A 23850-nucleotide genomic window follows, 5' to 3' on the forward strand; every position below is an offset into this window, starting at 1 on the left:
CGCCGTCTGCTGCCGGAACGGAGTCGCCCGATGCCCGACGCCCCCGTCCACCCCCGCCACCCCGGTCTCCCCCTCCCCGCCGCCCTCCCCCTGACCCGCCGCAGGCTGTTCGCCCTGACCGCCGGGCTGGCCTCCGGACTCGCGCTGACCGCCTGCGGGTCCGACGGCAAGGCGAAGGCCAGCGGGTCGGACGCCACCGACGGATCGTCGGGCGCCTCCCGCGTGGTGCGGCACGCGGGAGGCGAGAGCACCGTCCCCGCGCGGGCCCGCCGGGTCGTCGTCCTGGACACCGACGCCCTCGACTCCGCCGTCACCCTGGGCATCACCCCGGTCGGCGCGACCACCGTCGCCGCCGGGGCGCCGTTCTCCGCGTACCTCCCCGCCGAACGCCTCGCCGGGATCAAAGCCGTGGGCGTCATCGGCTCGCCCCAGCTGGAGGCGATCGCCGAACTCCGCCCCGACGTCATCCTCAGCAACCAGGTCCGCGACGACAAGCGCTACGACGAGCTGTCCAAGATCGCGCCGACCGTGCTGAGCCGGACCACCGGGCCCGCCTGGAAGGAGAACGTCCGGCTGCACGCCGAGGCACTCGGGCGCCGGGCGGAGGCGGCCGCCGCCGAGCAGGCGTACCGGGCGAAGGCCGCCGAGCTGGTCGCCGCGCTCGGCGGGCCGGAGAAGGCGGCGGCGCTCAAGGTCGAGATGGCCCGCTTCCTCGCCGGCGCGCCCACCCGCCTGTACCTCAACGACACCTTCGTCGGCTCGATCCTCACCGACCTCGGGGTCGGCCGCCCCGCCAACCAGAACAAGTCCGGCTTCGCGCTGGAGATCAGCCCCGAGCAGGTCGACCAGGCCGCGGCCGACGTCATCTTCTACTCGGTCTACGGCGACGCGGCGAAGTCCGACCACGCGAAGATCGTCGGCGGCACGCTGTGGAACAAGCTCGACGCCGTCCGCAACGGCAAGGTGTACCAAGTCGACGACAACCTCTGGATGCTCGGCATCGGCTACACCGGCGCAGGCCTGATCCTCGACCAGATCCGCCACGACCTGGTGGGCTGATCCACGCTCACCCGGGCCAGGCACGGACAGCAGCCCGCGAACGCCGAACCCCAAGAGCGTCCCAAGGGCAGGCGCCCCGAAGCGGAGCCCGCGCGCACTCCGAGTGAAGAATTCGCGCGCCCGGGCCGGGACCCCGCACGCGGTCGCTCCCCGGCCGACCGCAGGTACTAGGCTCTCCGCTCGGCGCCGCGCCGACCACAGCGCGGTGCCGACGGACCCGGGCCGGCGCACGGCCCACAGCACGGGGGGATCGACGAACATGAGCGACGGAACAGTGCCCGGTGCCGCCGGAGGCACCGTCGGCGGCACCGGCCCGGGCGGGTCGGCCGGCTCGAACGGATACCACGTCAACGTGGGCGGCCTGAACGGCGTCTCCGAGCAGCTGGGCCGGACGGCGACCGACATCGCCGAGGCGAAGGCGGCGTACGCGGGCTCGGTCTGCTACGCGTCGACCGCCTTCGGCGAGTTCGGTGTGGACCGGGCCTGGTCCTCCTTCGACAGCGCATGGTCGAAGGAGATCGGCGTGACCCAGCGCGCGCTGGACGAGCTGTCGCAGAAGATGGCGACCACCACGGCGAACTACCGCAACACCGAGCACGCCATCGCCTCCGGCCTGGTGCCCGCGGGCGGCGGCCGGTGAGCAAGGTCAAGGATCTGGAGCACGCGCAGCACTCCATCGAGCAGTTCACCTTCATGCTGCCCAACCTGCACCTGTTGCAGGGCATAGAGGAGGCGCTCGCCGTCCCGGAGCCGGTCGGCGACCCGGCGGCGGTCCGGGCGCGGGCGCAGGACTACGCCAAGGCGGCGGTCTCCTTCGCCAAGGCCACCACCGACCTGTCCGGTGTGGCGACCAACCAGCTGCCCGCGGTGTGGACGGGGTCGGTCGCCGAGCACGCGACCCAGGCGGTGCACGCGATGTCGGCGGAGACCACCACCTCGAAGGACACCCTCGCCGAGGCCGCCAAGCTGCTCGACGCCTGGGCCAACGACCTGCAGTGGGCGAAGTCCACCGACGCGCAGGGCCGGCAGCAGCTGCACGACGCCGGCGAACTGGCCCGGCACGACCCGGCCGGCTTCGACCAGGGTGCCCGGGCGGCGGCCCTGGCCGGCGTCGGCGTACGGCTCGCGGCCGCGCGCCGCGCCGAGAGCTGCGGCACCAGCACCGCCAGCCGGCTCAACCAGCTGGCTTCCAAGGCGCGCGCGGCGCGGGCCGGCAACGGCTCGATCGACCCGCTGGCGGCGGTGGTGCTGGCCACCGAGAAGAACCCCGGCGCGGGCGAGGACGGCGACTACATCCTCACCCCCAACCAGCTCGACCGGGCGAACCAGGTGCTCGGGGTGATGACCGGCAGCGACCAGGCGGCGTTCCGCGCGCTGCTCTCCGGCGCCAAGTCCCCCGAGGAGTCGGCCTACCTGTGGAAGGCGCTGGCGGCCGGGCACTCGGTGGCGGACATCCAGCGGTTCGACGCGCAGATCCACCCGCACGGCGACGATCCGACCTGGCTCGCCCAGCACCTCGTCCCGGCGACCTCCACCGAGGACACCCAGCGCGAGTCCTCCGACAACATCGACGTCACCTACCAGGGCCAGCAGGTGAACATCGACGGGTACGGCGTCTACTCGCAGCGCAATGTGAGTGACTGCGTCGCGGCCTCCACCGTCATCGCGCAGGCCAAGCTGGACCCGCTGCTGATGTTCCAGCTGACCACCGGCGGCACGCCCGACGTGCCCGGCGCCGACTCGCCGCAGAACTTCGAGCAGCGCCTCCAGGAGACCTACCTCGGCGAGTACAAGGACGGCCAGCGGGTCGACGGCAACAAGCAGGTCTACCCGAAGGTGGACGCCGGGCTGGGCGCCAAGGCCCAGACCTACCTCGCCGACAAGGACCTCGGCAGGGCGACCGGCGCCGACTACGAGCACGTCGACCTGGAGAACGACGAGGACCGGCGCAAGGCGCTGACCCGGATCGAGAAGTCGGTCGACGAGGGCCTGCCGGTGCCGATCACCGTCCGCAACGAGGACTCCGGCCACCAGATGATGATCATCGGGCGGGACGGGGACCGGCTCCAGATCTACAACCCGTGGGGCTTCACCTCCTGGGTGACGGAGGAGCAGTTCGTCAACAGTCAGCTCGGCGGGCTCACCCCCGGCGAACACCCGCTCAACAAGTCGACCGCCCTGGAGCTGCCGAAATGACCACCGTTCGGTCGGACGCCGAGCTGGCGGACCTCGACGTGCCCGCCGCCGTCACCCGCGGCCTGCTGCTGGCCGGCGGCCCGCGCCAGGCGCTGTTCACCGAGGCGGCCATCGCCGCCGCGCACCGCGCCGAGGCGGCGGGCATCGGCCCGTACCCGCTGGGCTTCCTGGCCCGGCACGTGCGGACGGGCGGGTTCGAGGCCGCCCTCGCCCTGCCCGAGCCGGTGATCGGCGAGGCCGGCGCGACGCTCGTCCGCACCTGGTTGCAGGCCGCGGCGGCGACCGGCTCGGACGTGGCGCGCGAGCACCTGTTCGCGCGCTGGCTGGCCGAGGTCGCGGCGCTGCTCGAACTGCGTCGCGACGCCCGCGCGGGGGGCTCGGCGTGAGGGGCCGGACGGTCCTCACCGTCGCGGTCGCCGTCACCACCGTGCTGGTGGGTTTGACGGGCTGTTCGTCGAGCGGCGCCGACACGCCCGACACGCCCTCCGCCGCGCTGCTGGCCCTGCCCGCCGACGCGGAGGCCGAGGCGGTGGGGGGCGGCAAGCAGCCCGCGTTCGAGCCGAGCGACGTCCACCTCGCGGTCGGCCGGTCGGTGGGCATGGACGTGCGGGTCGCACCGCTGCCGCACGGCTGGCGGCTCGCCGACGGCGGCGACACCACCCTGTTGCACCGGGACGACGACGCCAAGCAGAGCACCTGCCCGCCGAAGACCGCCGGCTGCGGCCACACCGTCCGGCAGAGCTGGACCGCCACCGCCGCCGGCAGCACCACGCTCACCTGGCGCTATGTCGACTTCGCGACCTGCAAGGACGTGCAGAACCCGGCCACCTGCAAGGTGCTGGCCAGCAAGGACGTCCGGGTCACCGTCGGCTGACGGCGGGCGGACGAGCGGGCGACGGCGGCGGGCGGCGGCACCGGCGCCCGCCGTCGGTCGGTCGGCCGGTCCGGAATCCGGGTGTCCGCGACAGGACCCCGGGCCTACTATCCGATCATGATCGAAGGTAAGGCAGTACGGCTGCGCGCCCTGCGCGCGGAGGACGCGGAGCACCAGCTCCGGTGGCGCAACGACCCGGAAGTCATCCGGCTGGCAGCCGCCGGCGACCCGCGCTTCGGCCCGACCACCGTCGAGGCGCTGGCGGACCGCTTCGGTCGGATCCTGCGCCTCGACCCGCGCGAGAGCGCCGTCCTCACCGTCGAGGAGCTGGCCGGCGGCCGCCCGATCGGCATGGTCGACTACCGGGACCTCGATCCGTACGAAGGGGTCGCCGAGGTCGGGATCTTCATCGGCGAGCGGGAGTTCTGGGACCACGGCTACGGCTCGGAGGCGCTCGGCCTGCTGGTGGACCACCTCTTCGGCGCGTTCCCGCTGCACCGGCTGGAGCTGGACACCTGGAGCGGCAACACCCGTGCCGCCCGCGCGTTCACCCGGCTCGGCTTCCAGGAGGAGGGGTGCCGCCGGGACGCGGTGCTGCTCGCCGGCACCCGCTACGACCGTCTGCTGTTCGGCCTGCTCCGCCGGGAGTGGGAGGCGCGACGCCGCCGGCTCGCGGCCGACGGCGTTCCCCATGCCACCCGTGCTCACGACGTCCCCGGCGACTGATCGGCCTCCTCCAACAACCCGAAGGAGATCGTCAGGTAGCCCTCGCCCGGCAGCCGGGGCGGCGTCCAGGACGGGTCCGCGAAGGAGTGCAGCCGCCCCTCGGTGAGCGCGAACCGGGGCAGGCCCACCCCGAACTCGGTGCCGAGCGCGGTCAACAGCCCGCCCGACCCGCCGTCGGAGGCGTCCGGGCCGAAGTACCGGTCCGGGTCGAGGGCGCACGGGACTGGCTCCGGGCCGCTGCGGGTGATCTCGGACCCGCGCACGGTGAAGCCGTACCTCTCCGCGCCGCCCTCCGCCACGGAGAGGTGGAAGAAGTCCTGCTGGGGCACGGCGAAGACCGCGAGCGCACGGCCGCCCGTCCGGCCCGAGGCGGCCACGGCCGGCGCGGGGAGGTGCTCCGCGGGCCAGGAGGGCGCCTGCGGGTCGAAGGCGAAGCTCCACCCGGCCCCGCCGTCGGCACCCGCGTGACCGACCAGCGCCGGCCGCGGGTCCTCGGAGGAGACGACGCGCAGTGCCCCGAAGCCCTGCTCCGGGGAGCGGGACTGGGATCGGGACGGGGAGCCCGGCCGGGACCGGACCGCATCGACCTCCCACCGGCTCGTCGGCGGGTCGAGCACCGCCCCCTCCCCGCCGAGGACGGCCGGCAGCCCGGCCGGCGCCACCCCCTCCACCAGCACGAAGCGGTAGGCCCCGAAGCCGCCGGCGCTCCTCGGGACGGCGACCAGCCAGGCGAGCCCGTCACCCTCCCCCGGCCCCTCCCCCGGCGCCTCGTCGGCGTCCGCGACCGGCTCCGCCACGCCAGCCGGTGCCCGCAGCGCGGCGTCGCCGCGCGGTACGGCCAACAGGTCACGCCAGCGCTCCGGGGAGACCAGCGGCCCGAGCAGCGGATCCGCGAGCAGCCCGACGGGCGCGAGGTGGTCCGGCCCCAGCGGCGTCCACTGCGGGAACGCGGCGCGCAGCGTCCGCCAGGCGGCGCCCGTCCCGCCCCAGCGCGCCTGCTCGCGCGCCCGGTCGACGGCCGCCCCGAAGGGGCCGGACGCGGCGTAGCGGTACCCGCCCTCACGGACCTGCCGGAGCACCTCGTCGGCCGCCGTCCGCAGGTCGCCGGGCTCCGGCCCCACCCGGTGGCCCCACATCGCCGCGTCCCGCCCGGACCGGACGTGCTGGGCCGCGAGCACCGGCACCACCTCGGTGAGGAAGAGGGGGTCGCGCGGCAGCTCCCCGAAGGTCGGACCGGGCCGCGCCGAGCCGAACGGCCGCACCTGGTCGAGCAGGCCGCGAGCACGCGGCCGGCTGAAGGCGACGGCCTCGGCCAGCACCTCCTCCGCCCGCTCGTACGCTCCGGCCAGGGCGTCCAGCCGGGCGGCATCGACCCGGGCGTCCTGCTCGCGGGTGGTGGCGTTGGCGAACTCCGCGCCGTGCCGGCTCACGGCCAGGCTGTGGAACTCCTGGTGCATCGCCACCATGAACGCCCGGAAGGACGCGTACCGTTCGGGCGGGGCGGCGCGCCACGAGGCGTAGCAGTACACCGCCCACTCGCCGTCCTCGTCCACGTCCCCCGGGTCGAGCAGGACGAGCGTGAGGTCGGACTCGACGTCGAGTTGCAGGGCCCGCTCCCACATCCCCGCCGGCTCGCCCTCGTCGAAGTACTCGGCGACCCCCCAGGCGTCCCGGTGCCACCGGGCCCCGTCCGTCCCCGCCAGCCGGTACACGAATCCGCCCGCCTGCCGCCAGCCGTCACTGACCGCGAGGAACTCCCGGTACGACGGCGGCAGCACGCACCCCAGCTCGGCCTCCGCCGCCGCGATCCGCGCCGGCGGGGCCGCGTCGAACCCCAGCCAGCGCGCCCGCCACGCCGCCACGTCGTCCTCACGCAGCTCCGCCGGATCGGTGCACGCGCCGGCCCAGTCCTCGCTCCAGCGGACGAGGAAGGAACGCCAGTCGAACGTCTGCTCCGTCATGGCGGTGATCCTTGCACGCAGCACCGACAACTCCGACGCTCCCGTGGGTTCGTCAGATCTTCAACGGCGGACGGGTGACGAAGGGACGGCGGAGGGGCAGCGGAGCGCCTGGGCCCGGGTCACCTGCCCGGACACGATGTCTCCTCTAGGCTGGGCCGGTTGGTCCGCCGGGCCGTTCGGGCCGACGGTTCATGACCGAGGGGGAGCTGGGTACGTGGCGCTGCTGGACGAGGATCCGCGCGAGATCGGCGGGTACCGCCTGGAGGGCAGGCTGGGCGAGGGCGGGATGGGGGTCGTCTACCGGGCCCGCTCGGTGTCCGGGCGGCAGGTCGCCGTCAAGGTCATCCGCCCCGAACTGGCCGCCGGCGGGGACTTCCGGCTGCGGTTCCGGCAGGAGCTCGCCGCCGCCCGCCGGGTCAGCGGCGCGTTCACCGCGCCCGTCCTGGACGCCGACGCCGAGGCCGGGACGCCCTGGCTGGCCACGCTCTTCATCCCCGGACCGTCGCTCGCCCAGCGGGTCGCGAGCCAGGGTCCGCTGCCCGCCGCGCAGGTCCGGCAGTTGGCGGCGGGCCTGGTCGAGGCGCTGCGCGACATCCACCGCGCCGGGCTGGTCCACCGGGACCTCAAGCCGGGCAACGTCCTGCTCGCCGAGGACGGCCCGCGCGTCATCGACTTCGGGATCGCCCGCGCGCTCGACGCGGCCCCGCTCACCAGCACCGGGGTGGTCGTCGGCACGCCGCCGTTCATGGCGCCCGAACAGTTCCGGCGCGGCACGGTCGGGCCGGCGACCGACGTGTTCGCGCTCGGCTCGGTCCTGGTGTACGCCGCCACCGGGCACGGCCCGTTCGACGGCGACACGGTGCACACGATCGGCTTCCGGGTGGTGTACGAGGCGCCCGACCTGACCGGGCTGCCCGCCGAGCTGGTGCAGCTCGTCACCGGCTGCCTGGCCAAGGAGGCGACGCAACGGCCCACGGTGGAGCAGCTGTTGGCCGGCTTCGCGAGCGCCGACGGACCGGGCCTGGCGGCGACGGCGCCGCGCACGGTGGTCGACGCGCCGGGGACGGTGACCGGCTCGGCGCCGGGTCCGGTCACAGGTCTGGTGACGGGCCCGGTAGTGGTGCCCGAGCCGGGCCCGCCGCCCGTCCCGGTCGCGACACCGACGGCAGCGGCACCGGCGACACCGACCGCGCCTTCGTTCCCGCCTCCGCAGCCGCAGTCCTGGCCCGAGCCCCAGCCGCCCACCGCCCCTGCCGGGCCACGGCAGCGCCGCCGGTGGCCCGCCGTGGCGCTCGGCGCCACGGCGGTCGCCGCGACGACCGCCCTCGTCCTGACGCTGGTGCTCAACCAGGACGACCCCGACCACGGGAAGCCCGGTGCGACGGCGGGCTCGTCGGCCGCGGCGTCCACCGCCGCCACCGGTCCCGCCGCCGCCCCGGCGTCGACGCCGCCCTCGCCCGGTGCTCCGGCCACCGCCTTCGCCTGCGCACCCGCCGTGCCGCTGCGCTCCGGCGGCGGCACCTCGCAGGGCAACGCGATGAAGCTCTGGTCCACCGACTACACCAAGTCCTGCCCGGGCGCCGACGTCACGTACGACTCCATAAGCGTCGGCGCCGGCTACCAGGGTTTCCTGGCCGGGGATCTCGACTTCGCCGTCACCGACACCGGTCTGACGCCCGAACAGGTCACCGCCTCGGCCGGCCGCTGCACGGGCGGCAAGGCCGTCCAACTGCCGCTGAGCGCGCTGCCCGTCACCGTGGTCTACAAGGTCGCGGGTCTGGACACGCTGGTCCTCGACGCGGCGACGGTCGCCGGGATCTTCCGGGGCCGGATCACCGTCTGGAACGACCCGCAGATCGGCGCGCTCAACCCGGGTGCGGTCCTCCCGGCGGCGCCCATCACGCCGTTCGCGCCGACCTCCGACTCGGCCACCACGCTCGCCCTCACCCAGTACCTCACGGCCTCCGCGAAGGACGCCTGGCCGTTCCAGCCGGACCGGAGTTGGCCGAAGGGCGCCGCCGGACAGCCCACGGCCACGAAGGACCTCGCCGCGGCGGTCGCCTCGGCCAACGGTTCGATCGCCTTCCTCCCCGCGACCTCCACCGCCCAGGGGGCCTCGGTCGTCCGCCTGGCGACCGGCGCGGGGGGCACGCCGGTCGTGCCCACGCCGGAGTCCGCGGGCAAGGCGCTGGAATCGGCCAAGGTCGTGGGCACGGGTGCCGACCTGACCCTGGACGTCTACTCGGCCCCGCCGGTCGCGGGCGCGTACCCGATCGTCCAACTCGGCTCGGCCGTGGTGTGCGACCGGGGCAACAAGCCGGAGACGCTCCCCGCGCTCCGCTCCTTCCTCGCGTACGCGACGGGCCCGGAGGGGCAACGGGCGGCAGCCACAGGAAAGTACGGCGGCCTGCCCGCGCCCCTCGCCGAACGCGTCCGCACCTCGCTGCGGGACCTGGGCTGACCCCGCCGGGCGTTCGGCCCACGTGAGTGTGATGGCGAAACCCCCTACGGGGGCGCCCGGTTGAGCGGAATCCGATGACCGGCATCCCGGCCGGCCCAGGCGCGCCCGCCCCTCGCGTGCGGGCGGGGCGCACCGAGGGCCGACATCTGAGCGGAAGCGTCCGTTTCAGGGTCAACGAGGGGTAAAGTCAGCGAGCATGGTCGAATCGACGGTTCCGATCCTGCCCTGCCAGTCCCTCGCACCGGTGCTCGAGTTCTACACCGCGCTCGGCTTCGAGGTGACTCTCCATCAGAAAAGTCCCAACCCCTACGCCGTCGTTCAACGCGGCGGTATCCAGCTGCACTTCTTCGGCATGAAGCAGTACGACCCGGGCGCCTCCTACAGCACCTGCCTGGTTCGCACCGACGATGTGGACGCGCTGCACGCCGCGTTCCAGGACGGTCTGCGATCCGCCTACGGGCGGGTGCCGACCCGGGGTCTGCCCCGGCTGGGGCCGGTCGGCGACACCTCGCACGGTGTGCGGCAGTTCCTGATGACCGATCCGGGCGGCAACTGCGTGCGGATCTGCCAGCCGATCCGCGCCGACCAGCGCCACCGCCCTTCTCCCGAGGAGCCGTTCGCGAAGGCGCTGCACCACGCCGCGCTGTTCGCCGACTCGAAGGAGGATCCGGCCGCGGCCGCCCGGGTACTGGACCGCGCGCTGGAGTCTCCGGACGGACCGCCCACCCCGGTGCTGCTGTTCCGCATCCTGGCCCTGCGCGCCGACCTGGCACACCGTCTGGCGGACGGTGTGAGCGCCGAGGCCTACACCCGGCGGGCGGATGCCGTCGCCGCGGAACTCACCACCGAGGAGCGCGAGTCGGTCCGGGACGAGCTGAAGCGCCTGGCCGACCTCCTGGTCTGACGGCCAGTCGGGCGGGCGGCGGGGACGCCAGGTGGACCGACCCGCACCGCCCGACGTACGGCCGCGCCGGCGGCTGACGATTGACGATTGACGGATGACAGCTGACAGATTTCAAAATCTGTTATCTGTCATCTGTTATCTGTCAGCTGTCATTTGTCAGCCGCCGTCCGGACCCCGCCCCGCCGCTCAGGCCGCCCAGGCGCGGGCGCACAGCACCAGGCGGTAGCCGTCCGGGTCAACCACGGTGACGCCGTACTCGTCCCAGTACGGGTTGTGGGAGGCCACCCGCGCGCCGCCGGCGTCCTCCAGCCGCCGCACCAGCGCCTCGTCCACAGGCGCTCCGAGGTAGACCACGAAGAGGTCGTCGACGGTGGGTCGCGGCTCGATCGGCCGCTCGGGGTCGTGGGTGAGTTCGAAGTGCCAGCCGCCGCCGGACGGGCCGACCATGAGGAGGTCGTGCTCCCCGGGGACGTGTTCGGTAGTGCGCCACAGGACGGCGAGGCCGAGGCCGCCGACGTAGAAGCGCTCGGCCGCCGCCAGGTCACGGGAGGGGCGCGCGATCCGGACGTGGAGAGTGGAATCGATCACAACCACCGAGCCTACCCAGCCCGTCAGCCCGTCAGCCCGCCAGGGCCGTCAGCCCGTCAGGCCCGCCAACCCGTCAGAGCCGCCGCAGCCGCTCCTCGTCACCGGTGCGGGGGCAGGTGACGCAGGCCCGGCCGGGCTCGATCGCGTAGTACAGGCAGCAGCCGAGCCGCGTCCGGGTGTGGTGCGCGCGGCCGTCCCCGCCGCACAGCACGCGGAAGTCCGCAGCGCCGAGGAGCGGGTCGGTGCGCCCCGGAAGGAGCGCCGTGGCGGCGGCGACGGCGGCGTCCTCCTCGGCGGCCCCGCCCTCCCCCGCACGCTCGTCGAGCTGCTTGCCGAGGTACCAGATCGCCGAGGCGAGGTCGTCGGTGACCATGCCCCACAGCGCCCGGGTGCCGCGCCGGGTGGGGGCGGCGAAGGCGGCGAGCAGCGGTTCGACCTGGGCGACGACGGCAGCGCGCAGCTCGGCGCGGAGTTCGTCCTCGCCCGGGAGAGCGACGTGGGCGCCCGGCCGCAAAGCGAAATCGCCCGTGGCGGCGTGCACCCACAGATTCGCGCCATCGATCGACGGGACGCGGCCCCCCAGTCGCCAGGGTCCGGCGATCAGCACGCAGACCGACCAGAGGTAGTGGTGCAGCAGCCGCGAGGCGGCGACGTGCGGGCGCGGGGCGGTGCCGTGCTCGGCGGCGGCGGGGGCGATCCGCGCGGCCTCGCCGGCCAGCGCCTCGGCCAGCGCGGCCGGGTCGGTCGCCAGTTCGGTTGCGGAGTACCAGCCCAGCGCGCGGTCCGGGGCGGGTTCGTCGTCCGCGAGCAGTCGCACCCGGAGCACCGGGCAGAGGTCCAGCAACTGCCGGTAGTCGGCGTCCAGCGGGCTCGCGGGGCACGGCGCGACGGGCACTGCGGCGGGCACTGCGACAGGCGCCGCGACGGGCGCGGCGGCGGGCAGGGACGAACCCGAGAAGATCATCGGCACTCCCGAGATCGCGTTAGGTGAGCCTCACCTTATAGGCACTCACCGGCCGATTCTCGCCACCCCCGGCGGATCGCCTTCCGACACACCCGGTACGGACCAATCCGTCCAGGACTTGACGGAATTAGGCATGCCTAACCTAATATCTGGCCACGTGTTCACCACCGATCCGCCGGCACCCACGACCCCGGCCCCGAGAGTCCGCTCAGCGGCCAGGCTTCCCCTGGTGCTGGCCGCCGGGCTCGGCCTCCTGGCGCTGTGCGCCGTGCTGAGCCTCGCGGTCGGCTCCCGCACGATCCCGTTCGAGACCGTCGTCGGCGCCCTGACCGGGAGCGAGCACGGCGGCGACGCCGACGTCGTGACCGGCCTTCGGGTGCCGCGGACGCTGATCGGCCTCGCCGTCGGAGCCGCGCTCGGCGTCGCCGGGGCGGTCGCCCAGGGCGTCACCCGCAACCCGCTGGCCTCGCCGATCACCCTCGGCATCAACGCCGGCGCGAGCTTCGCCGTGGTCGCCGCGATCTACACCCTCGACCTGACCCGCCCGCTCCAGTACGTGTGGTTCGCCTTCGCCGGCGCGGCGGTCGCCGCCGTCGCCGCGTACGCGATGTCGCGCCGCGGCGGGGACCTCGACCCGGTCCGGCTGGCGCTCGGCGGCACCGTGCTCACGGTGGTGCTCACCTCGTGGACCTCCGCGCTGATGCTGGCCAGTCACCGCACCCTGGACGAGGCTCGGTTCTGGCTGGCCGGGTCGATCGCCGGGCGGCACCTGGACACGCTCACGCCCGTGCTGCCGTTCCTGGTGGCCGGTCTGATCGCCTCGTTCGCCGTCGGGCCCTCGCTCAACGCGCTCGCGCTCGGCGACGAGACCGCCCAGTCGCTCGGCGTGCCGGTCGCCCGCATCCGGGTGGTCGGCGGCCTGGCCGTCGTCCTGCTCGCCGGGTCCGCCGTGGCCGTCGCCGGGCCGATCGCGTTCATCGGTCTGGCCGCCCCGCACCTGGTCCGCCCGTTCCTCGGCAACGACCACCGGATGCTGCTGCCCGGCTGCCTGATCGCCGGTCCGGTGCTGCTGCTCGCCGCCGACGTGCTCGGCCGGGTGGTGGTCCGCCCCTCGGAGCTGGAGGTCGGCATCGTGACGGCGTTCCTCGGCGCGCCGCTGCTCGCCGTGCTGGCCCGGAAGGTGGCCCGATGAGCGCCCCGACCCTCGGCAACGGCCCCGGAAAGGCCCTCAAGGCCCTCAGGGGCCCCGAGAAGGCTTCCGACGAGGCCCCTGGCGGCGCCTCCCCCGCCGGAGTCCCCGGCGCCCCGGCCGCGGGCACCTCCGCCGCCCGCCGCCGCACCCGGACGGCCGCCTGGTCGGTCGTCGCCGCGGCGCTGCTCGTCCTGCTCACCGGGGTCGCGCTCGGCACCGGCCAGGTCAGGATGACGATCTGGGAGGCGCTGAGCGCGCTGGTCGGCTCCGGCGACTCCGGCAACGTGCTGGTGGTCCAGGAGTTCCGCGCCCCGCGCGTGGTCTCCGCGCTGATCGCCGGCGCCGGGCTGGCGGTGGCCGGCTCGATGCTCCAGCGGCTCTTCCGCAACCCGCTCGCCTCGCCCGACACCATCGGCGTCACCGGCGGCGCGTCCTTCGGCGCGGTCCTGATGCTCGCCACCGGCGCCTCGCAGGAGCTCATCCCGCTCGCCGCGCTGGGCGGCGGCCTGCTGGCCGCGCTGCTGCTCGGCGGCTTCGCCTGGCGCTCCCGGATGGCCGTCACCCGGCTGGTGCTGGTCGGGCTCGCCGTCCAGCAGGGCCTCGCCGCCGCCGTCAATCTGATGATCGTGCGGTTCCCGGCCGAGCTGGCCTCCTCCGCGATGCAGTGGACCACCGGCTCGCTCTACGGCCGCACCTGGACCGAGGTCTGGATCGGCGGTTCCGCCATCGCGCTGACCGCCGTCGCCGTGGTGGCCAGCCAGCGGCGGGTGGCCGTCCTCGACCTCGGCGACGACTCGGCCGGCGGTCTGGGGCTCAACCCGCAGCGCGACCGCGTCCTGCTGCTCCTGCTCAGCATCGCCCTGGCCTCGCTCGCCGCGGCGCTCACCGGGCCGGTCGCGTTCGTCGCGCTCGCCGTGCCGCACCTGGTCCGGCTGCTCGCCGGGCCGCCCACCCTCGGCACGCTCGGCCTCACGGCGCTCACCGGCGCCCTGCTGCTGCTCGCCTCCGACCTCCTCGTGCTCCACGTGATCCCCGTCCACGGCCTGCCGGTCGGTGCCGTCACCGCCACGCTCGGCGCGCCCTGGCTCCTGGTGCTGATGATCCGCCAGGGCCGGCTTCCCCAGAGGAGCAGCTGATGACCCTCGACGTGACCACCACCGCGGCCTCCTCGGCGACCGCGGCCCCGGCCGACGGGGGGACGAACCGCCTCGCCGCCCACGGCCTCCGCCTGCGGTACGGCAACCGGACCGTCGTGGACGGCCTCGACCTCGAACTGCCCGGCAACGCCGTCACCGCCATCGTCGGCCCCAACGCCTGCGGCAAGTCCACCCTGCTGCGCGGCCTCGTCCGCCTGCTCGACCCGGCCGCCGGCAGCGTCACCCTGGACGGCTCCGACATCCACCGGATGCCGGCCCGGGCGCTCGCCAAGCGGATGGGCCTGCTGCCCCAGCAGCCGGTCACGCCCGAGGCGGTCACCGTCGAGGCGCTGGTCCGGCTGGGCCGGTTCCCGCACCAGCGGATGCTCACCCCGTGGTCCAAGGCCGACCAGGCCGCCGTCGACGAGGCGCTGACCCGCACCGGCATGGCCGAGCTGCGCGACCAGCAGGTCGACCGGCTCTCCGGCGGCCAGCGCCAGCGCGCCTGGATCGCGCTGGCGCTCGCCCAGGACACCGATCTGCTGCTGCTCGACGAGCCGACCACCTTCCTGGACCTGCGCCACCAGTTGGACGTCCTCGACCTGGTCGCCGACCTGCACGCGGAGGCCGGGCGGACGGTCGTCATGGTGCTGCACGACCTCGGCCAGGCCGCCCGGTACGCCGACCACCTGATCGTCCTCAAGGACGGCCGGCTCGCGGCCGCCGGCGCGCCGGCCGACGTCCTCACCGCCGAACTGGTGGAGAGCGTCTTCCAGGTGCCCTGCCAGGTCGTCCCGGACCCGGAGACCGGCACACCGCTGGTCGTCCCCAGGGCCCGGTCGAGACGGGCCGCCACGGACCGCTGAGACCCGGCCGGTCCCGGAGGCCGGCCCGCCCTCCCCGAGCTCCGCTCCCCCACGCTTCCGGCCGCCCGCCCGTCGCGGGTCGCGCCGGTACCCCGCCCTGCCCCGAACCAGAGACAAGGAACCCCCGCATGAACCGCTCCGTCCGCGCCCGCAGACTCCCCGTCGCCGTCCTGGCCGTCGCCCTCTCCACCACCCTGCTCGCCGCCTGCGGCAGCAACGGCGACAGCAAGGCCACCGACGCCGCCAAGCCGGCCGGGGACACCGCCTCGGCCGCCGGTTCGACCGCCGTCTTCCCCCGCAGCGTCACCCACGCGGCGGGCACGGCCGAGATCAAGGCCCAGCCCAAGCGCGTGGTGGTCCTGGACAGCGGCGAGCTGGACGACGTCACCCTGCTCGGCATCACGCCGGTCGGCGCGGTCTCCCCGCACATGAAGACCGAGGGCGGGTTCCCGAACTACCTCAAGGACAAGATCAAGGACACCAAGGACGTCGGCCCGATGAACGAGCCGAACCTGGAGCTGATCGCCTCCCTGAAGCCCGACTTGATCCTGTCGTCGAAGGTCCGGCACGCCAAGGTCTACGACAAGCTCAACGCGATCGCCCCGACCGTGCTCGCCGAGACCACCGGCTTCCCGTGGAAGGCCAACCTCGCCCTCTACGCGCAGGCGCTCGGCAAGGAGGCCGAGGCCAAGAAGGCGATCGCCGACTACGAGGCCCGCGCCGCCAAGCTCGGCGAGGAGATCAAGGCGAAGAACGGCGGCACCATGCCGACCGCCTCGGTGGTCCGGTTCGTGGCCGGCCCGACCCGCCTCTACGCCAAGTCCTCCTTCAGCGGCGTCGTGCTGAAGGACGTCGGCCTGGCCCGCCCGGCCTCCCAGGACGTGGACCAGAACATCCTCGAGGTCAGCGCCGAGCAGATCAACCAGGCCGACGCCGACCTGGTCTTCGTCACCGTCGCCGACGACCCGTCCAAGACCAAGGAGAGCGAGGTCCAGGACACGCCGGTCTGGAAGGGCCTGAACGCCGTCAAGAACAACAAGGTGTTCAACGTGCCGGACGAGACCTGGATGTCGGGCATCGGCGTCCAGGCCGCCGACGCCATGCTGGTGGACATCGCCAAGGCCGCGGGCGTCGACGCGCCCAAGTAGGCCCCGTCGCGCGCCGGACGGAGACGGTGAGGGGCGGGCCCGCGGAGCCCGCCCCTCCGCCCCCGCCCCTCCGCCCCTCTCCCGCTCCGCCTCCCCCGCTGCTTCTCCCCGCTCCCCACGGCCCGTCCGCGCAACCGCCGTTCGTCCCCATCACGTTCGTCCCCGTCACGTTCGCCCCCCGCACGCCCTCGCGGCCCCTGCCCTCGCCCGCCCACCCGGAGAGGACCCGCCCTGCCATGCGCCTCTACCTTCTCGCCCTCAACCCGACCGACTCGGTGACCGAGGGGTTCCTCCCGGCCGCCGCCCGCCTCGGGCTCGCCGTCACCGTCCTCACCGACCACGTCGAGGCCCACCAACGCGCCTACGCCGAACTGGAGTTCGCGCCCGAGGTGGTCGAGTGCGAGGTGCAGGACTTCCGCGAGGTGGTCGGGCTGATCTCCCGGCTCCGGGCCTCCGGCGGCGCCGACGCGCCGTTCGCCGTCTTCAGCAACAGCGACCACCTCCAGACCCAGACCGCGCTCGCCGCCGAGTACTTCGGCCTGCCCGGCAAGGACTGGAAGGCCGCCCTGCGGGCCAAGAACAAGGGCCAGCTCCGCCGCCACCTGACCGCCGCCGGCCTCGACGCCGTCCGCTCGGTCGAACTCGCCCCGGACCAGGACCCGTCCGTGCTGGCCGCGTCGGACCTGCCCTTCCCGGTCGTGGTCAAGCCGCGCGAGGGCGTCGCCAGCGAGGACGTCACGCTGGTCGCCGACATCGAGGAACTCGTCCGGCGCGCCAAGGAGATCCAGGCCCGGCGCCCCGGCGCCGCGCTCGTCGTCGAGGAGTTCCTGGACGGGCAGCTGTGCACGCTGGAGACCCTGGGCGACGGCCGCCGCCGGCACGTCCTCGGCGGGTTCCGGACCAGGCTCTCCCCGCCGCCGGACTTCATCGAGGAGGTGCTGGAGTTCGTCCCCGCGCACCCGCCGGCCGTGGTCGGGCAGGTGCTCGCCCAGTTGGACGCGCTCGGGGTCGGACTCGGCGCCTGCCACACCGAGTTCGTCGTCCAGCCGGACGGCCGCGCCCGGATCATCGAGGTCAACTACCGTGCCATCGGCGACCAGTGCGACCTCATGCTCGCCGAGATCCTCGGCATCCCGCTGTTCGAGCACATCCTCGCCGCCCACCTCGGGCGCGAACTCCCCCCCGACCTCGCCGAACGCTGCGCCGCCAGCGGCCTGCGCGCCCGCAACGAGGTGGTCTGCGCCGACCGGGCCGGCACCCTCACCGCCGCGCCCGGACCGTACGACGAGGACCGCGACGGCGTCCGGCTCGCCTACCGGCCGCTGCGCCCCGTCGGCGAACGGCACGACCACTACCGCACCAACCGGGACTACCTGGGCGTGATCTGGGCGATCGGGCCCGAGCAGGCCGCCGTCGACGCCGCCGTGGCCCGGTTCGTGGCCGCCAACCGCTGGGAGATCACCCCGTGAGCGCCACCGCCGCCACCGCCACCACCGCCACCGGCACCGCCACCACCCCCGCCGGCGCGCTCGCCCTCCGCGTCCTCTCCACCCTGGTCCGCGAGGACGTCCTCGGACTGCGCACCCGCAGCACGGTCGAGCACCGGCCCGACGGCGCCTGGCTCGTCGTCGCCGAGGACGGGATCGCCGTCCCCGTCGCCGCCGAGGGCTTCCAGAGCGAGTACGCCGCGCGCCTGCCGCTCGTCGAGCTGGACGGCCGCCGGATCGAGAGCCTGGACGCCGTCCTGACGGCGCTCGCCGCACGCGCCGAGGACGAGGACCGGCCCGGCTGGGCGGCGTTCGCCGAGGAGTGCCGCCAGACCCTCGCCACCATGGAGCTGCACGAGCGCGTGCGCGAGGAGGTGCACACCGCGCTCACCGACCTGTACGGCGCCGACCCGGCCCACTGGACCGGCCCGGCGGCCTCCCTCGGCCACGACACCCTGGCCGCCTACCTCGACCACCCGGTCTACCCGACGGCGCGCGGCCGGTCCGGCCTCGACGAGACCCAACTGCGGGCCCACGCACCGGAGTTCCACCCGGCCTTCGAACTGCGCTGGCTCGCCCTGCCGGCCGGAGCGCTCACCCGGCACGGCGACCGGCCGCTGCCGAGCTGGTGGCCCACCCCGAGCTGGCTCGGCCTCGACCTGCCCGGCGGCGACGACGCCTGGGAGACCCTGCCGGTCCACCCGCTGACCGTCGGCCCGGCCCTGGACGAGGCGCTGCGCGCCGCCGGCCTGGCCGACCGCGCCGTGCTCGCCGAACGCCCCTACCTGACCGTCGTCCCCACCCTGTCGATGCGGACCGTCGCGGTCGTCGAGGACCCGGTCCACCACCTCAAGCTCCCGCTCGCCACCGCCACCCTCGGCCGGCTCAACCGCCGCACCATCAAGCCCGGCACGCTGCTCGACGGCGCCGCCGGACAGCGGCTGGTCGAGGCCGTGCTGACGCGCGAACCGCGGTTCGCCGGGCGGATCCTGCACGCCGACGAGCAGACCTGGGCGCACGCCGGGCACGAGCTGCTGGCCGTGCTGCTGCGCCGGTACCCGGACGGGCTGGAGCGGTCCGTGACCGTCCCGCTCGCGGCGCTGCTCGCGCCCGCCCCGTCCGCCGTTTCCGACCCCGCTTCGGCGTCGGCCTCCGCTCCCGCCGAGGACGGCGGACGCCTGGTCGTCGACCGGCTCGCCGACCGCTTCCACGGCGGCGACCCGGTCGCCCTCTACGACGCCCTGCTGGAGCTGCTCCTCGACTGGCAGACCACGCTGTTCGGCCACGGCATCGCCCTGGAGTCCCACCAGCAGAACACCTCGCTCGTCCTCGACGAGGACGGCGGCCTGCGCCTGCTCTACAAGGACGACGACGGCCCGCGCGTCCACACCGGCCGCCTCACCGCCTCCCTCGGCGAACTCGCCCCGAAGCGCGAGGAGTTCGACGACGCCCGGATCTTCGGCGAGGACGACCGGCCGCTCACCGACCTGTTCACCACCATCACCGGCCACCTGTGCACCGGCTCGCTCGCGTTCGGCCTCGCCGCCCACGGCCGGGCCGACCTCGACGACCTGCTCGCCCTGCTGCGCAAGCGGCTCACCGAGGCCGTCGAACGGACCGGCCCGGCCGCCGAACCGATACGCGCCGCGCTGCTGGACGCCGAGCGGCTCCCGGTCAAGGCCATGGTCACCGCCGGCACCCTGCTCAGCAAGCAGCGCTCGGGCGCCGCCGACATCAACAAGCACTACACCGACGGCCCCAACTACCTGCTCCCGCAGGCGCGTTCCACCGCGATCCGGGGGACCGAACTGTGACGGTCGACGCGCTGCCCCGACGGTCCGAGCGCGACACCGTCCAGCCGGACGGGCTCGGCAGGCGCCAGGTGCACGCCGTCGCCGCCTGCTACTTCGTCGCCTCCTTCGCGGCCCTAGGCCTGCCGCCGTACCTGACGACGATCCTGCCCGGGCTCGGCGACCGCAACGGCCAGTGGGCGGGTGTCCTGTACATCGTGCCCACCGTGTTCAGCGCCCTCGGCGCCCCGCTGTGGGGGCGGCTCGCCGACCGGTTCGGCCGCAAGCGGCTGCTGCTGCGCGCCCAACTCGGCCTCGCCGTCTCGTTCCTGCTGGCCGGAGCCGCCGACTCGCTGCCCGCGTTCACCCTCGCGCTGGTCCTCCAGGGCTTCCTCGGCGGCACCTTCGCCGCCACCAACGGCTACCTCGCCGCCGCCCTCGACGGCGCCCGACTCTCCCGGGCGCTCACCCTGATGCAGGGCAGCGCGCGGGCCGCGCTGGTGGCGGCGCCGATCCTGGTCGGCGCGCTGTCGCCGTGGATCGACCCGCACCGGCAGTATCTGCTGATGGCCGTACTGCCGCTCACCGCGGCGGCGTTCCTCTCGCTGCTGCCGGAGCCGGGCCGATCGGAGGCCGCCGGATCCGACGCCGTGAAGTCCGGCGGCGGCGACGGGGACGGCGATGGCGTTCACGAGGATCTCAGCGACTCGACCACGGCCACGGCCTCCGAGGAGCCGCCCCGGGCACCCCTGCGCGTCCTCTACGCCTTCGAGTTCGCGTTCGTCTTCGCCACCATCCTCTCGTTCCCCTACCTGATATCCCTGGCCGAGGAACGCCTCCCGGGGGTCTCCGGCACCACCACCGGTGTGCTGTTCGCGCTGCCGCACCTGTGCTACCTGGCCTTCGCCGCCCGCACGCACACCGCGTTCCTGCACCGCCCGCACACCGGCATCGCGCTCGGCTTCGGCTTCGTCGCGCTCGGCCTGGCCGGGCACGCCGTGGCGTACTCGCTGCCGGTCTTCGTCGCCGTCCGGCTGCTGCTCGGCGCCGGACTCACCCTCGGCCTGGTCTGCCTCTCGGTGCTGGCCGCCGAGGCCTGCCGCGGCCGGGCGCCCGGGCGGATGTTCGGCACGCTCGAATTCGTCTCCAAGGGCGGCGCCGTGGCCGCCGGCGCTGTCGCGGCGCTGGTCAACGGCTGGTTCGGCGCCGCCGCCCCCGTGCTGGTCGGCACCGCCGCCGCACTCCTGGCCGCCGCCGCGGCCACCGCACTCTCCTCCCACTCCCGCCAGCGTTGGAGTCGCTCATGACGCACCAACTGCCCACCACCGACCATGCCGTGGTGCATACCCTGCTCAACTGCCTGCTGCGCGAGGTGTCCGCACCCGAACACCAGACCGCCGTCACCGACGGCCGCCTGCTGATCCGCCTGCCCCGCCGCGGCGTCCTGCTCCGGGTCGCCCTGCGCCGCACCTCGCTGATCGGCGCGCACCGGTTCACCGGACCGGTCGAGCAGGAACACGCCGACGGATGGCAGGAGTTGGACTGGCGCGAGCTCGCCCGGCACGTCCAGGGCGAACTGGAGCTGCGCACCGGCACGGTCAACGAGGAGTTCCTCGACCAGCTCGCCTCCACCCACACCGCCGTCGCGGCCGCGCTGGCCGACCGCCCCGAGCCCGGCCCGAACCGCTACCTGGAGTCCGAGCAGGCCCTGCTGTTCGGGCACCGGTTCCACCCCGCGCCCAAGTCCCGCTCCGCCGAACGCGGCGACTGGCGCGACTACGCGCCCGAGGCCCGCGCCGAGTTCCCGCTGCGCCACCTCGCCGTCCGGCAGGAGCTGATCGCCGAGTCCTCCGCCGACCCGGCCGCGACCGCCCTGCTCGACGGACTGGCCGACGTCCCGGACGGCTACCGGCTGCTGCCCGCCCACCCGTGGCAGTACGAACTCATCGGCGACCACCCGCTGTTGCGCGGGGCCGTCGAGCGCGGCGACATCATCGACCTCGGCCCCGCCGGCACCCCGTTCGCGGCCACCGCCTCGGTGCGGACGCTGTACGGCGCGGGCGCGTTCCTCAAGTTCAGCCTCAATGTGCGGATCACCAACTGCCTGCGCAAGAACGCCGCCTACGAGCTGACCGGCGCGGTCACCCTCACCCGGCTGCTCGCCCCGGTGCTGGCCGACCTCGCCGAACGGTTCCCGGACGCCGCCGTGCTCCGCGAGCCGGCGTTCCGCACGCTCGCCCTCCCCGGCGCCGACGGACGCCCCGACCGCGCGCTCTACGAGGGCTTCGGCCTGATCGTCCGCGAGGGCCTCGGGGACGCGCTGCGCCCCGGCGTCACCCCGCTGCTGGCCGCCGCCGTCGCCGACGAGTACCCGACCAGCTCGGCGCACATCTCCCGACTGCTGTCCGACCCGACCGACCCGGTCCGGGCACTCGACTGGTGGACGGCCTACCTGCGGCTGCTGCTCCCGCCGGTGCTGGCCGCCTACTTCGACCACGGCGTGGTGCTCGAACCGCACCTGCAGAACGTCCTGATCGGCGTGGACGCGTCCGGCCGCCCCGCCCAGGTGCTCTTCCGCGACCTGGAGGGGACGAAGCTGGTCCCGGAGCGGCACGCCGACCTGCTCGCCGCGCTGCCGCCCGAGGTGGCGGGGCCGATGGCCTACGACGCCGAGCGGGGCTGGGACCGGGTGGTCTACTGCCTGCTCGTCAACCACGTCGCCGAACTGCTCGCCGCCGTCGCCGACCTCCACCCGTCGGCGGAGGGCGCGCTCTGGGAGGCGGTCCACCGCGTCCTGGAGGAGTACGCGGCCGCGCACGGGTGCCCGCCCCGGCTGCGCGCGCTGCTCGCCGGGGTGCCGCTGCCCGCCAAGGCCAACCTGCTCACCCGCTGGGAGCGCAAGGCCGACCGAGCCGCCGGGTACGTCCGGCTGGCCTCCCCGCTGGCCCGCTCCGTGCTGGCCGAGGCCGCCCTCACCGACGCCTCCGCCACCACCGCCCGCGTGCCGCACGCCGTCCAGGCCCCGCCCGTTGCCGCCGGAAGGACCCGATGACCGCCAAGACGACCGCCAAGATGACCGCCACCGAAGCCGTCCGCAGCCACGTCGCGGGCCTGGAGCCGGAGCAACTCCCCGCCTACGTCTACGACCTGCCGGCGCTGCGGGCGCACGCCGCGGCCGTCCGGGCCGCCCTGCCAGAACGCGTCGAGCTGTACTACGCGGCCAAGGCCAACCCCGAGGCACCGGTGCTGGCCGCGCTGCGCGACGCCGTGCACGGCTACGAGGTGTCCAGCGGCGGGGAGTTGGCGCACGTCCGGGCGGCCGTCCCGGGTGCGCCGCTGGCCTTCGGCGGGCCGGGCAAGACGCCCGCCGAGATCGCCGCCGCCGTCGACGCGGGCGTGCACCGGTGGCACGTCGAGAGCGAGCAGGAGCTGTACCGGCTCGCCGCCGTGCTGGCCGACCGGCCGGACGCCGTGGTGGACGTGCTGCTGCGGGTCAACCTGCCGGTCGGCGCGGGCGCGTTGGACTCCGTCGCGTTGGCGATGGGCGGGCGTCCGACGCCGTTCGGGCTCGACCCGGACCGCGCCGAGGCCGCGGTCCGCCTGCTCACCGAGCCGGTCGGGCCGCTGGCCCCGGTCCGGCGCCGGCTGCGGCTGCGCGGCGTGCACGCCCATCTGGCGAGCGGGCTGGCGGCGGCCGAGCAGCTGGCGCTGGTGGAGCAGATCGTCGGCTGGTCCGCCCGGCTGGCGGAGCGGCACGCGTTCGCCCTGGACGAGGTCAACGTGGGCGGCGGCATGGCCGTCGACTACGCCGACCCGGGCGCCCGGTTCGACTGGACGGCGTTCGGCGAGGGACTCGGGAAGCTGCTGGACCGCCACCCGGGCCTGATCCTGCGGATCGAGCCGGGGCGGGCCCTCACCGCGTACTGCGGCTGGTACGCGACCGAGGTGCTGGACGTGAAGCGCAGCCACGGCGAGGACTTCGCGGTCGTCCGCGGCGGCACCCACCACCTGCGCACCCCGGCGACCCGGGGCCACAGCCAGCCGTTCAGCACGCTGCCGGTCGACGGCTGGCCCCACCCGTGGGAGCGGCCCGCCGTGACCACCGGCCGGGCCACCCTGGCAGGCCAGCTCTGCACCCCGAAGGACGTCCTCGCCCACGCCGCCCCGGCGGCGGCCGGCCTCCGCGCGGGCGACCGGGTCGTCTTCGACATGGCCGGGGCATACGCCTGGAACATCTCGCACCACGAGTTCCTGATGCACCCCCGCCCCGGTTTCCACTACCTGGACGGTCCGGCGGAGGACGGGGTGGCGGTCGAGGGCTGACAGGTGAGGGCTGACGGCTGACAGATTTCAGATGACAGATAACAGATGACAGATTTCAGAATCTGTCATCTGTTATCTGTTATCTGTCATCTGTCAATTGTCAGCCGCCCCTCCGCCACTCCTCCCCCGCCCCATCCGTCACACCCGCCGCACGCCGACCCCGCACTGACGTGCG

At 74.6% G+C, this 23850-nt stretch carries 20 protein-coding genes; 17 read left to right on the forward strand and 3 right to left on the reverse strand.

All coding sequences use genetic code 11. The features are described from left to right. Positions 1-30: 30 nt before the first annotated feature. The 6 genes from ACFP3U_RS10310 (at position 31) to ACFP3U_RS10335 (ending at position 4855) form a co-directional block, all read left to right on the forward strand. On the forward strand, positions 31-1059 hold the full coding sequence (locus ACFP3U_RS10310) for an ABC transporter substrate-binding protein (RefSeq protein WP_380225027.1): 1029 nt from the start codon (positions 31-33) through the stop codon (positions 1057-1059). A gap of 259 nt (positions 1060-1318) precedes the next feature. Beyond that, on the forward strand, positions 1319-1699 hold the full coding sequence (locus ACFP3U_RS10315; protein ID WP_380225028.1) for a type VII secretion target: 381 nt from the start codon (positions 1319-1321) through the stop codon (positions 1697-1699). After that, positions 1696-3255 (forward strand): hypothetical protein, encoded by a 1560-nt coding sequence (locus ACFP3U_RS10320; RefSeq protein ID WP_380225029.1) that lies wholly within the window; start codon positions 1696-1698, stop codon positions 3253-3255. Before ACFP3U_RS10315 ends, ACFP3U_RS10320 begins: the two co-directional genes overlap by 4 nt. Next, positions 3252-3641: a hypothetical protein gene (locus ACFP3U_RS10325; RefSeq protein WP_380225030.1), complete on the forward strand. Its 390-nt coding sequence runs from the start codon at positions 3252-3254 to the stop codon at positions 3639-3641. Before ACFP3U_RS10320 ends, ACFP3U_RS10325 begins: the two co-directional genes overlap by 4 nt. Continuing rightward, on the forward strand, positions 3638-4129 hold the full coding sequence (locus tag ACFP3U_RS10330) for a hypothetical protein (protein WP_380225031.1): 492 nt from the start codon (positions 3638-3640) through the stop codon (positions 4127-4129). Before ACFP3U_RS10325 ends, ACFP3U_RS10330 begins: the two co-directional genes overlap by 4 nt. A gap of 117 nt (positions 4130-4246) precedes the next feature. Next, positions 4247-4855 (forward strand): GNAT family N-acetyltransferase, encoded by a 609-nt coding sequence (locus tag ACFP3U_RS10335; protein WP_380225032.1) that lies wholly within the window; start codon positions 4247-4249, stop codon positions 4853-4855. Here the strand turns inward: ACFP3U_RS10335 and ACFP3U_RS10340 are convergent. Next, a complete protein-coding gene (locus ACFP3U_RS10340; RefSeq protein ID WP_380225033.1) occupies positions 4834-6816 on the reverse strand; it encodes an SMI1/KNR4 family protein in 1983 nt (660 codons plus the stop codon). The two genes, ACFP3U_RS10335 and ACFP3U_RS10340, sit on opposite strands and share 22 nt — an antisense overlap. A gap of 214 nt (positions 6817-7030) precedes the next feature. Here ACFP3U_RS10340 and ACFP3U_RS10345 point away from each other — a divergent pair, with 214 nt between their 5' ends. Beyond that, complete coding sequence (locus tag ACFP3U_RS10345) at positions 7031-9277, forward strand: serine/threonine-protein kinase (RefSeq protein WP_380225034.1); 2247 nt, start codon at positions 7031-7033, stop codon at positions 9275-9277. A gap of 196 nt (positions 9278-9473) precedes the next feature. Continuing rightward, positions 9474-10181 carry a bleomycin resistance protein gene (locus ACFP3U_RS10350; protein ID WP_380225035.1) on the forward strand — a complete coding sequence of 236 codons (708 nt, stop codon included), beginning with the start codon at positions 9474-9476 and terminating at the stop codon, positions 10179-10181. A gap of 186 nt (positions 10182-10367) precedes the next feature. Here ACFP3U_RS10350 and ACFP3U_RS10355 read toward each other — a convergent pair whose 3' ends face one another. Together ACFP3U_RS10355 and ACFP3U_RS10360 are read right to left on the reverse strand one after the other, a co-directional pair. Further along, positions 10368-10769 carry a VOC family protein gene (locus ACFP3U_RS10355; protein ID WP_380225036.1) on the reverse strand — a complete coding sequence of 134 codons (402 nt, stop codon included), beginning with the start codon at positions 10767-10769 and terminating at the stop codon, positions 10368-10370. A 73-nt stretch (positions 10770-10842) separates the two neighbouring features. After that, entirely contained in the window at positions 10843-11733 is an 891-nt protein-coding gene (locus ACFP3U_RS10360) for a (2Fe-2S)-binding protein (RefSeq protein WP_380225037.1), read from the reverse strand. A gap of 157 nt (positions 11734-11890) precedes the next feature. Here ACFP3U_RS10360 and ACFP3U_RS10365 point away from each other — a divergent pair, with 157 nt between their 5' ends. The 9 genes from ACFP3U_RS10365 to ACFP3U_RS10405 all read left to right on the forward strand — a co-directional run bounded on the left by ACFP3U_RS10365 (position 11891) and on the right by ACFP3U_RS10405 (position 23675). Beyond that, entirely contained in the window at positions 11891-12925 is a 1035-nt protein-coding gene (locus tag ACFP3U_RS10365; RefSeq protein ID WP_380225038.1) for a FecCD family ABC transporter permease, read from the forward strand. Further along, entirely contained in the window at positions 12922-14061 is a 1140-nt protein-coding gene (locus ACFP3U_RS10370; protein ID WP_380225039.1) for a FecCD family ABC transporter permease, read from the forward strand. The genes ACFP3U_RS10365 and ACFP3U_RS10370 overlap by 4 nt, the downstream gene beginning before the upstream one ends. Next, positions 14061-14927, forward strand: a complete 867-nt coding sequence (locus ACFP3U_RS10375) for an ABC transporter ATP-binding protein (RefSeq protein WP_380225040.1) — start codon at positions 14061-14063, stop codon at positions 14925-14927. The genes ACFP3U_RS10370 and ACFP3U_RS10375 overlap by 1 nt, the downstream gene beginning before the upstream one ends. A gap of 128 nt (positions 14928-15055) precedes the next feature. Then, entirely contained in the window at positions 15056-16075 is a 1020-nt protein-coding gene (locus tag ACFP3U_RS10380; protein WP_380225041.1) for an ABC transporter substrate-binding protein, read from the forward strand. 236 nt (positions 16076-16311) lie between these two features. After that, positions 16312-17544 (forward strand): ATP-grasp domain-containing protein, encoded by a 1233-nt coding sequence (locus ACFP3U_RS10385; RefSeq protein ID WP_380225042.1) that lies wholly within the window; start codon positions 16312-16314, stop codon positions 17542-17544. Continuing rightward, positions 17541-19376 (forward strand): IucA/IucC family protein, encoded by a 1836-nt coding sequence (locus ACFP3U_RS10390; RefSeq protein WP_380225043.1) that lies wholly within the window; start codon positions 17541-17543, stop codon positions 19374-19376. The genes ACFP3U_RS10385 and ACFP3U_RS10390 overlap by 4 nt, the downstream gene beginning before the upstream one ends. Beyond that, the gene (locus tag ACFP3U_RS10395) at positions 19373-20659 is read left to right on the forward strand and encodes an MFS transporter (protein WP_380225044.1); all 1287 of its coding nucleotides are present in this window, start codon (positions 19373-19375) and stop codon (positions 20657-20659) included. Before ACFP3U_RS10390 ends, ACFP3U_RS10395 begins: the two co-directional genes overlap by 4 nt. Continuing rightward, on the forward strand, positions 20656-22404 hold the full coding sequence (locus tag ACFP3U_RS10400) for an IucA/IucC family protein (RefSeq protein WP_380225045.1): 1749 nt from the start codon (positions 20656-20658) through the stop codon (positions 22402-22404). Before ACFP3U_RS10395 ends, ACFP3U_RS10400 begins: the two co-directional genes overlap by 4 nt. Further along, a complete protein-coding gene (locus ACFP3U_RS10405; RefSeq protein WP_380225046.1) occupies positions 22401-23675 on the forward strand; it encodes a type III PLP-dependent enzyme in 1275 nt (424 codons plus the stop codon). The genes ACFP3U_RS10400 and ACFP3U_RS10405 overlap by 4 nt, the downstream gene beginning before the upstream one ends. Positions 23676-23850 lie beyond the last annotated feature (175 nt).

Source organism: Kitasatospora misakiensis (genome assembly GCF_042656005.1).
Lineage (GTDB): Bacteria > Actinomycetota > Actinomycetes > Streptomycetales > Streptomycetaceae > Kitasatospora > Kitasatospora misakiensis.

Bases quoted from the DNA above. Each gene is read 5' to 3' on its own strand.
- ACFP3U_RS10310 (WP_380225027.1), top strand. From the start codon at position 31: ATGCCCGACGCCCCCGTCCACCCCCGCCACCCCGGTCTCCCCCTCCCC.
- ACFP3U_RS10315 (WP_380225028.1), top strand. From the start codon at position 1,319: ATGAGCGACGGAACAGTGCCCGGTGCCGCCGGAGGCACCGTCGGCGGC.
- ACFP3U_RS10325 (WP_380225030.1), top strand. From the start codon at position 3,252: ATGACCACCGTTCGGTCGGACGCCGAGCTGGCGGACCTCGACGTGCCC.
- ACFP3U_RS10335 (WP_380225032.1), top strand. From the start codon at position 4,247: ATGATCGAAGGTAAGGCAGTACGGCTGCGCGCCCTGCGCGCGGAGGAC.
- ACFP3U_RS10340 (WP_380225033.1), bottom strand. From the start codon at position 6,816: ATGACGGAGCAGACGTTCGACTGGCGTTCCTTCCTCGTCCGCTGGAGC.
- ACFP3U_RS10350 (WP_380225035.1), top strand. From the start codon at position 9,474: ATGGTCGAATCGACGGTTCCGATCCTGCCCTGCCAGTCCCTCGCACCG.
- ACFP3U_RS10360 (WP_380225037.1), bottom strand. From the start codon at position 11,733: ATGATCTTCTCGGGTTCGTCCCTGCCCGCCGCCGCGCCCGTCGCGGCG.
- ACFP3U_RS10370 (WP_380225039.1), top strand. From the start codon at position 12,922: ATGAGCGCCCCGACCCTCGGCAACGGCCCCGGAAAGGCCCTCAAGGCC.
- ACFP3U_RS10375 (WP_380225040.1), top strand. From the start codon at position 14,061: ATGACCCTCGACGTGACCACCACCGCGGCCTCCTCGGCGACCGCGGCC.
- ACFP3U_RS10380 (WP_380225041.1), top strand. From the start codon at position 15,056: ATGAACCGCTCCGTCCGCGCCCGCAGACTCCCCGTCGCCGTCCTGGCC.
- ACFP3U_RS10385 (WP_380225042.1), top strand. From the start codon at position 16,312: ATGCGCCTCTACCTTCTCGCCCTCAACCCGACCGACTCGGTGACCGAG.
- ACFP3U_RS10400 (WP_380225045.1), top strand. From the start codon at position 20,656: ATGACGCACCAACTGCCCACCACCGACCATGCCGTGGTGCATACCCTG.
- ACFP3U_RS10405 (WP_380225046.1), top strand. From the start codon at position 22,401: ATGACCGCCAAGACGACCGCCAAGATGACCGCCACCGAAGCCGTCCGC.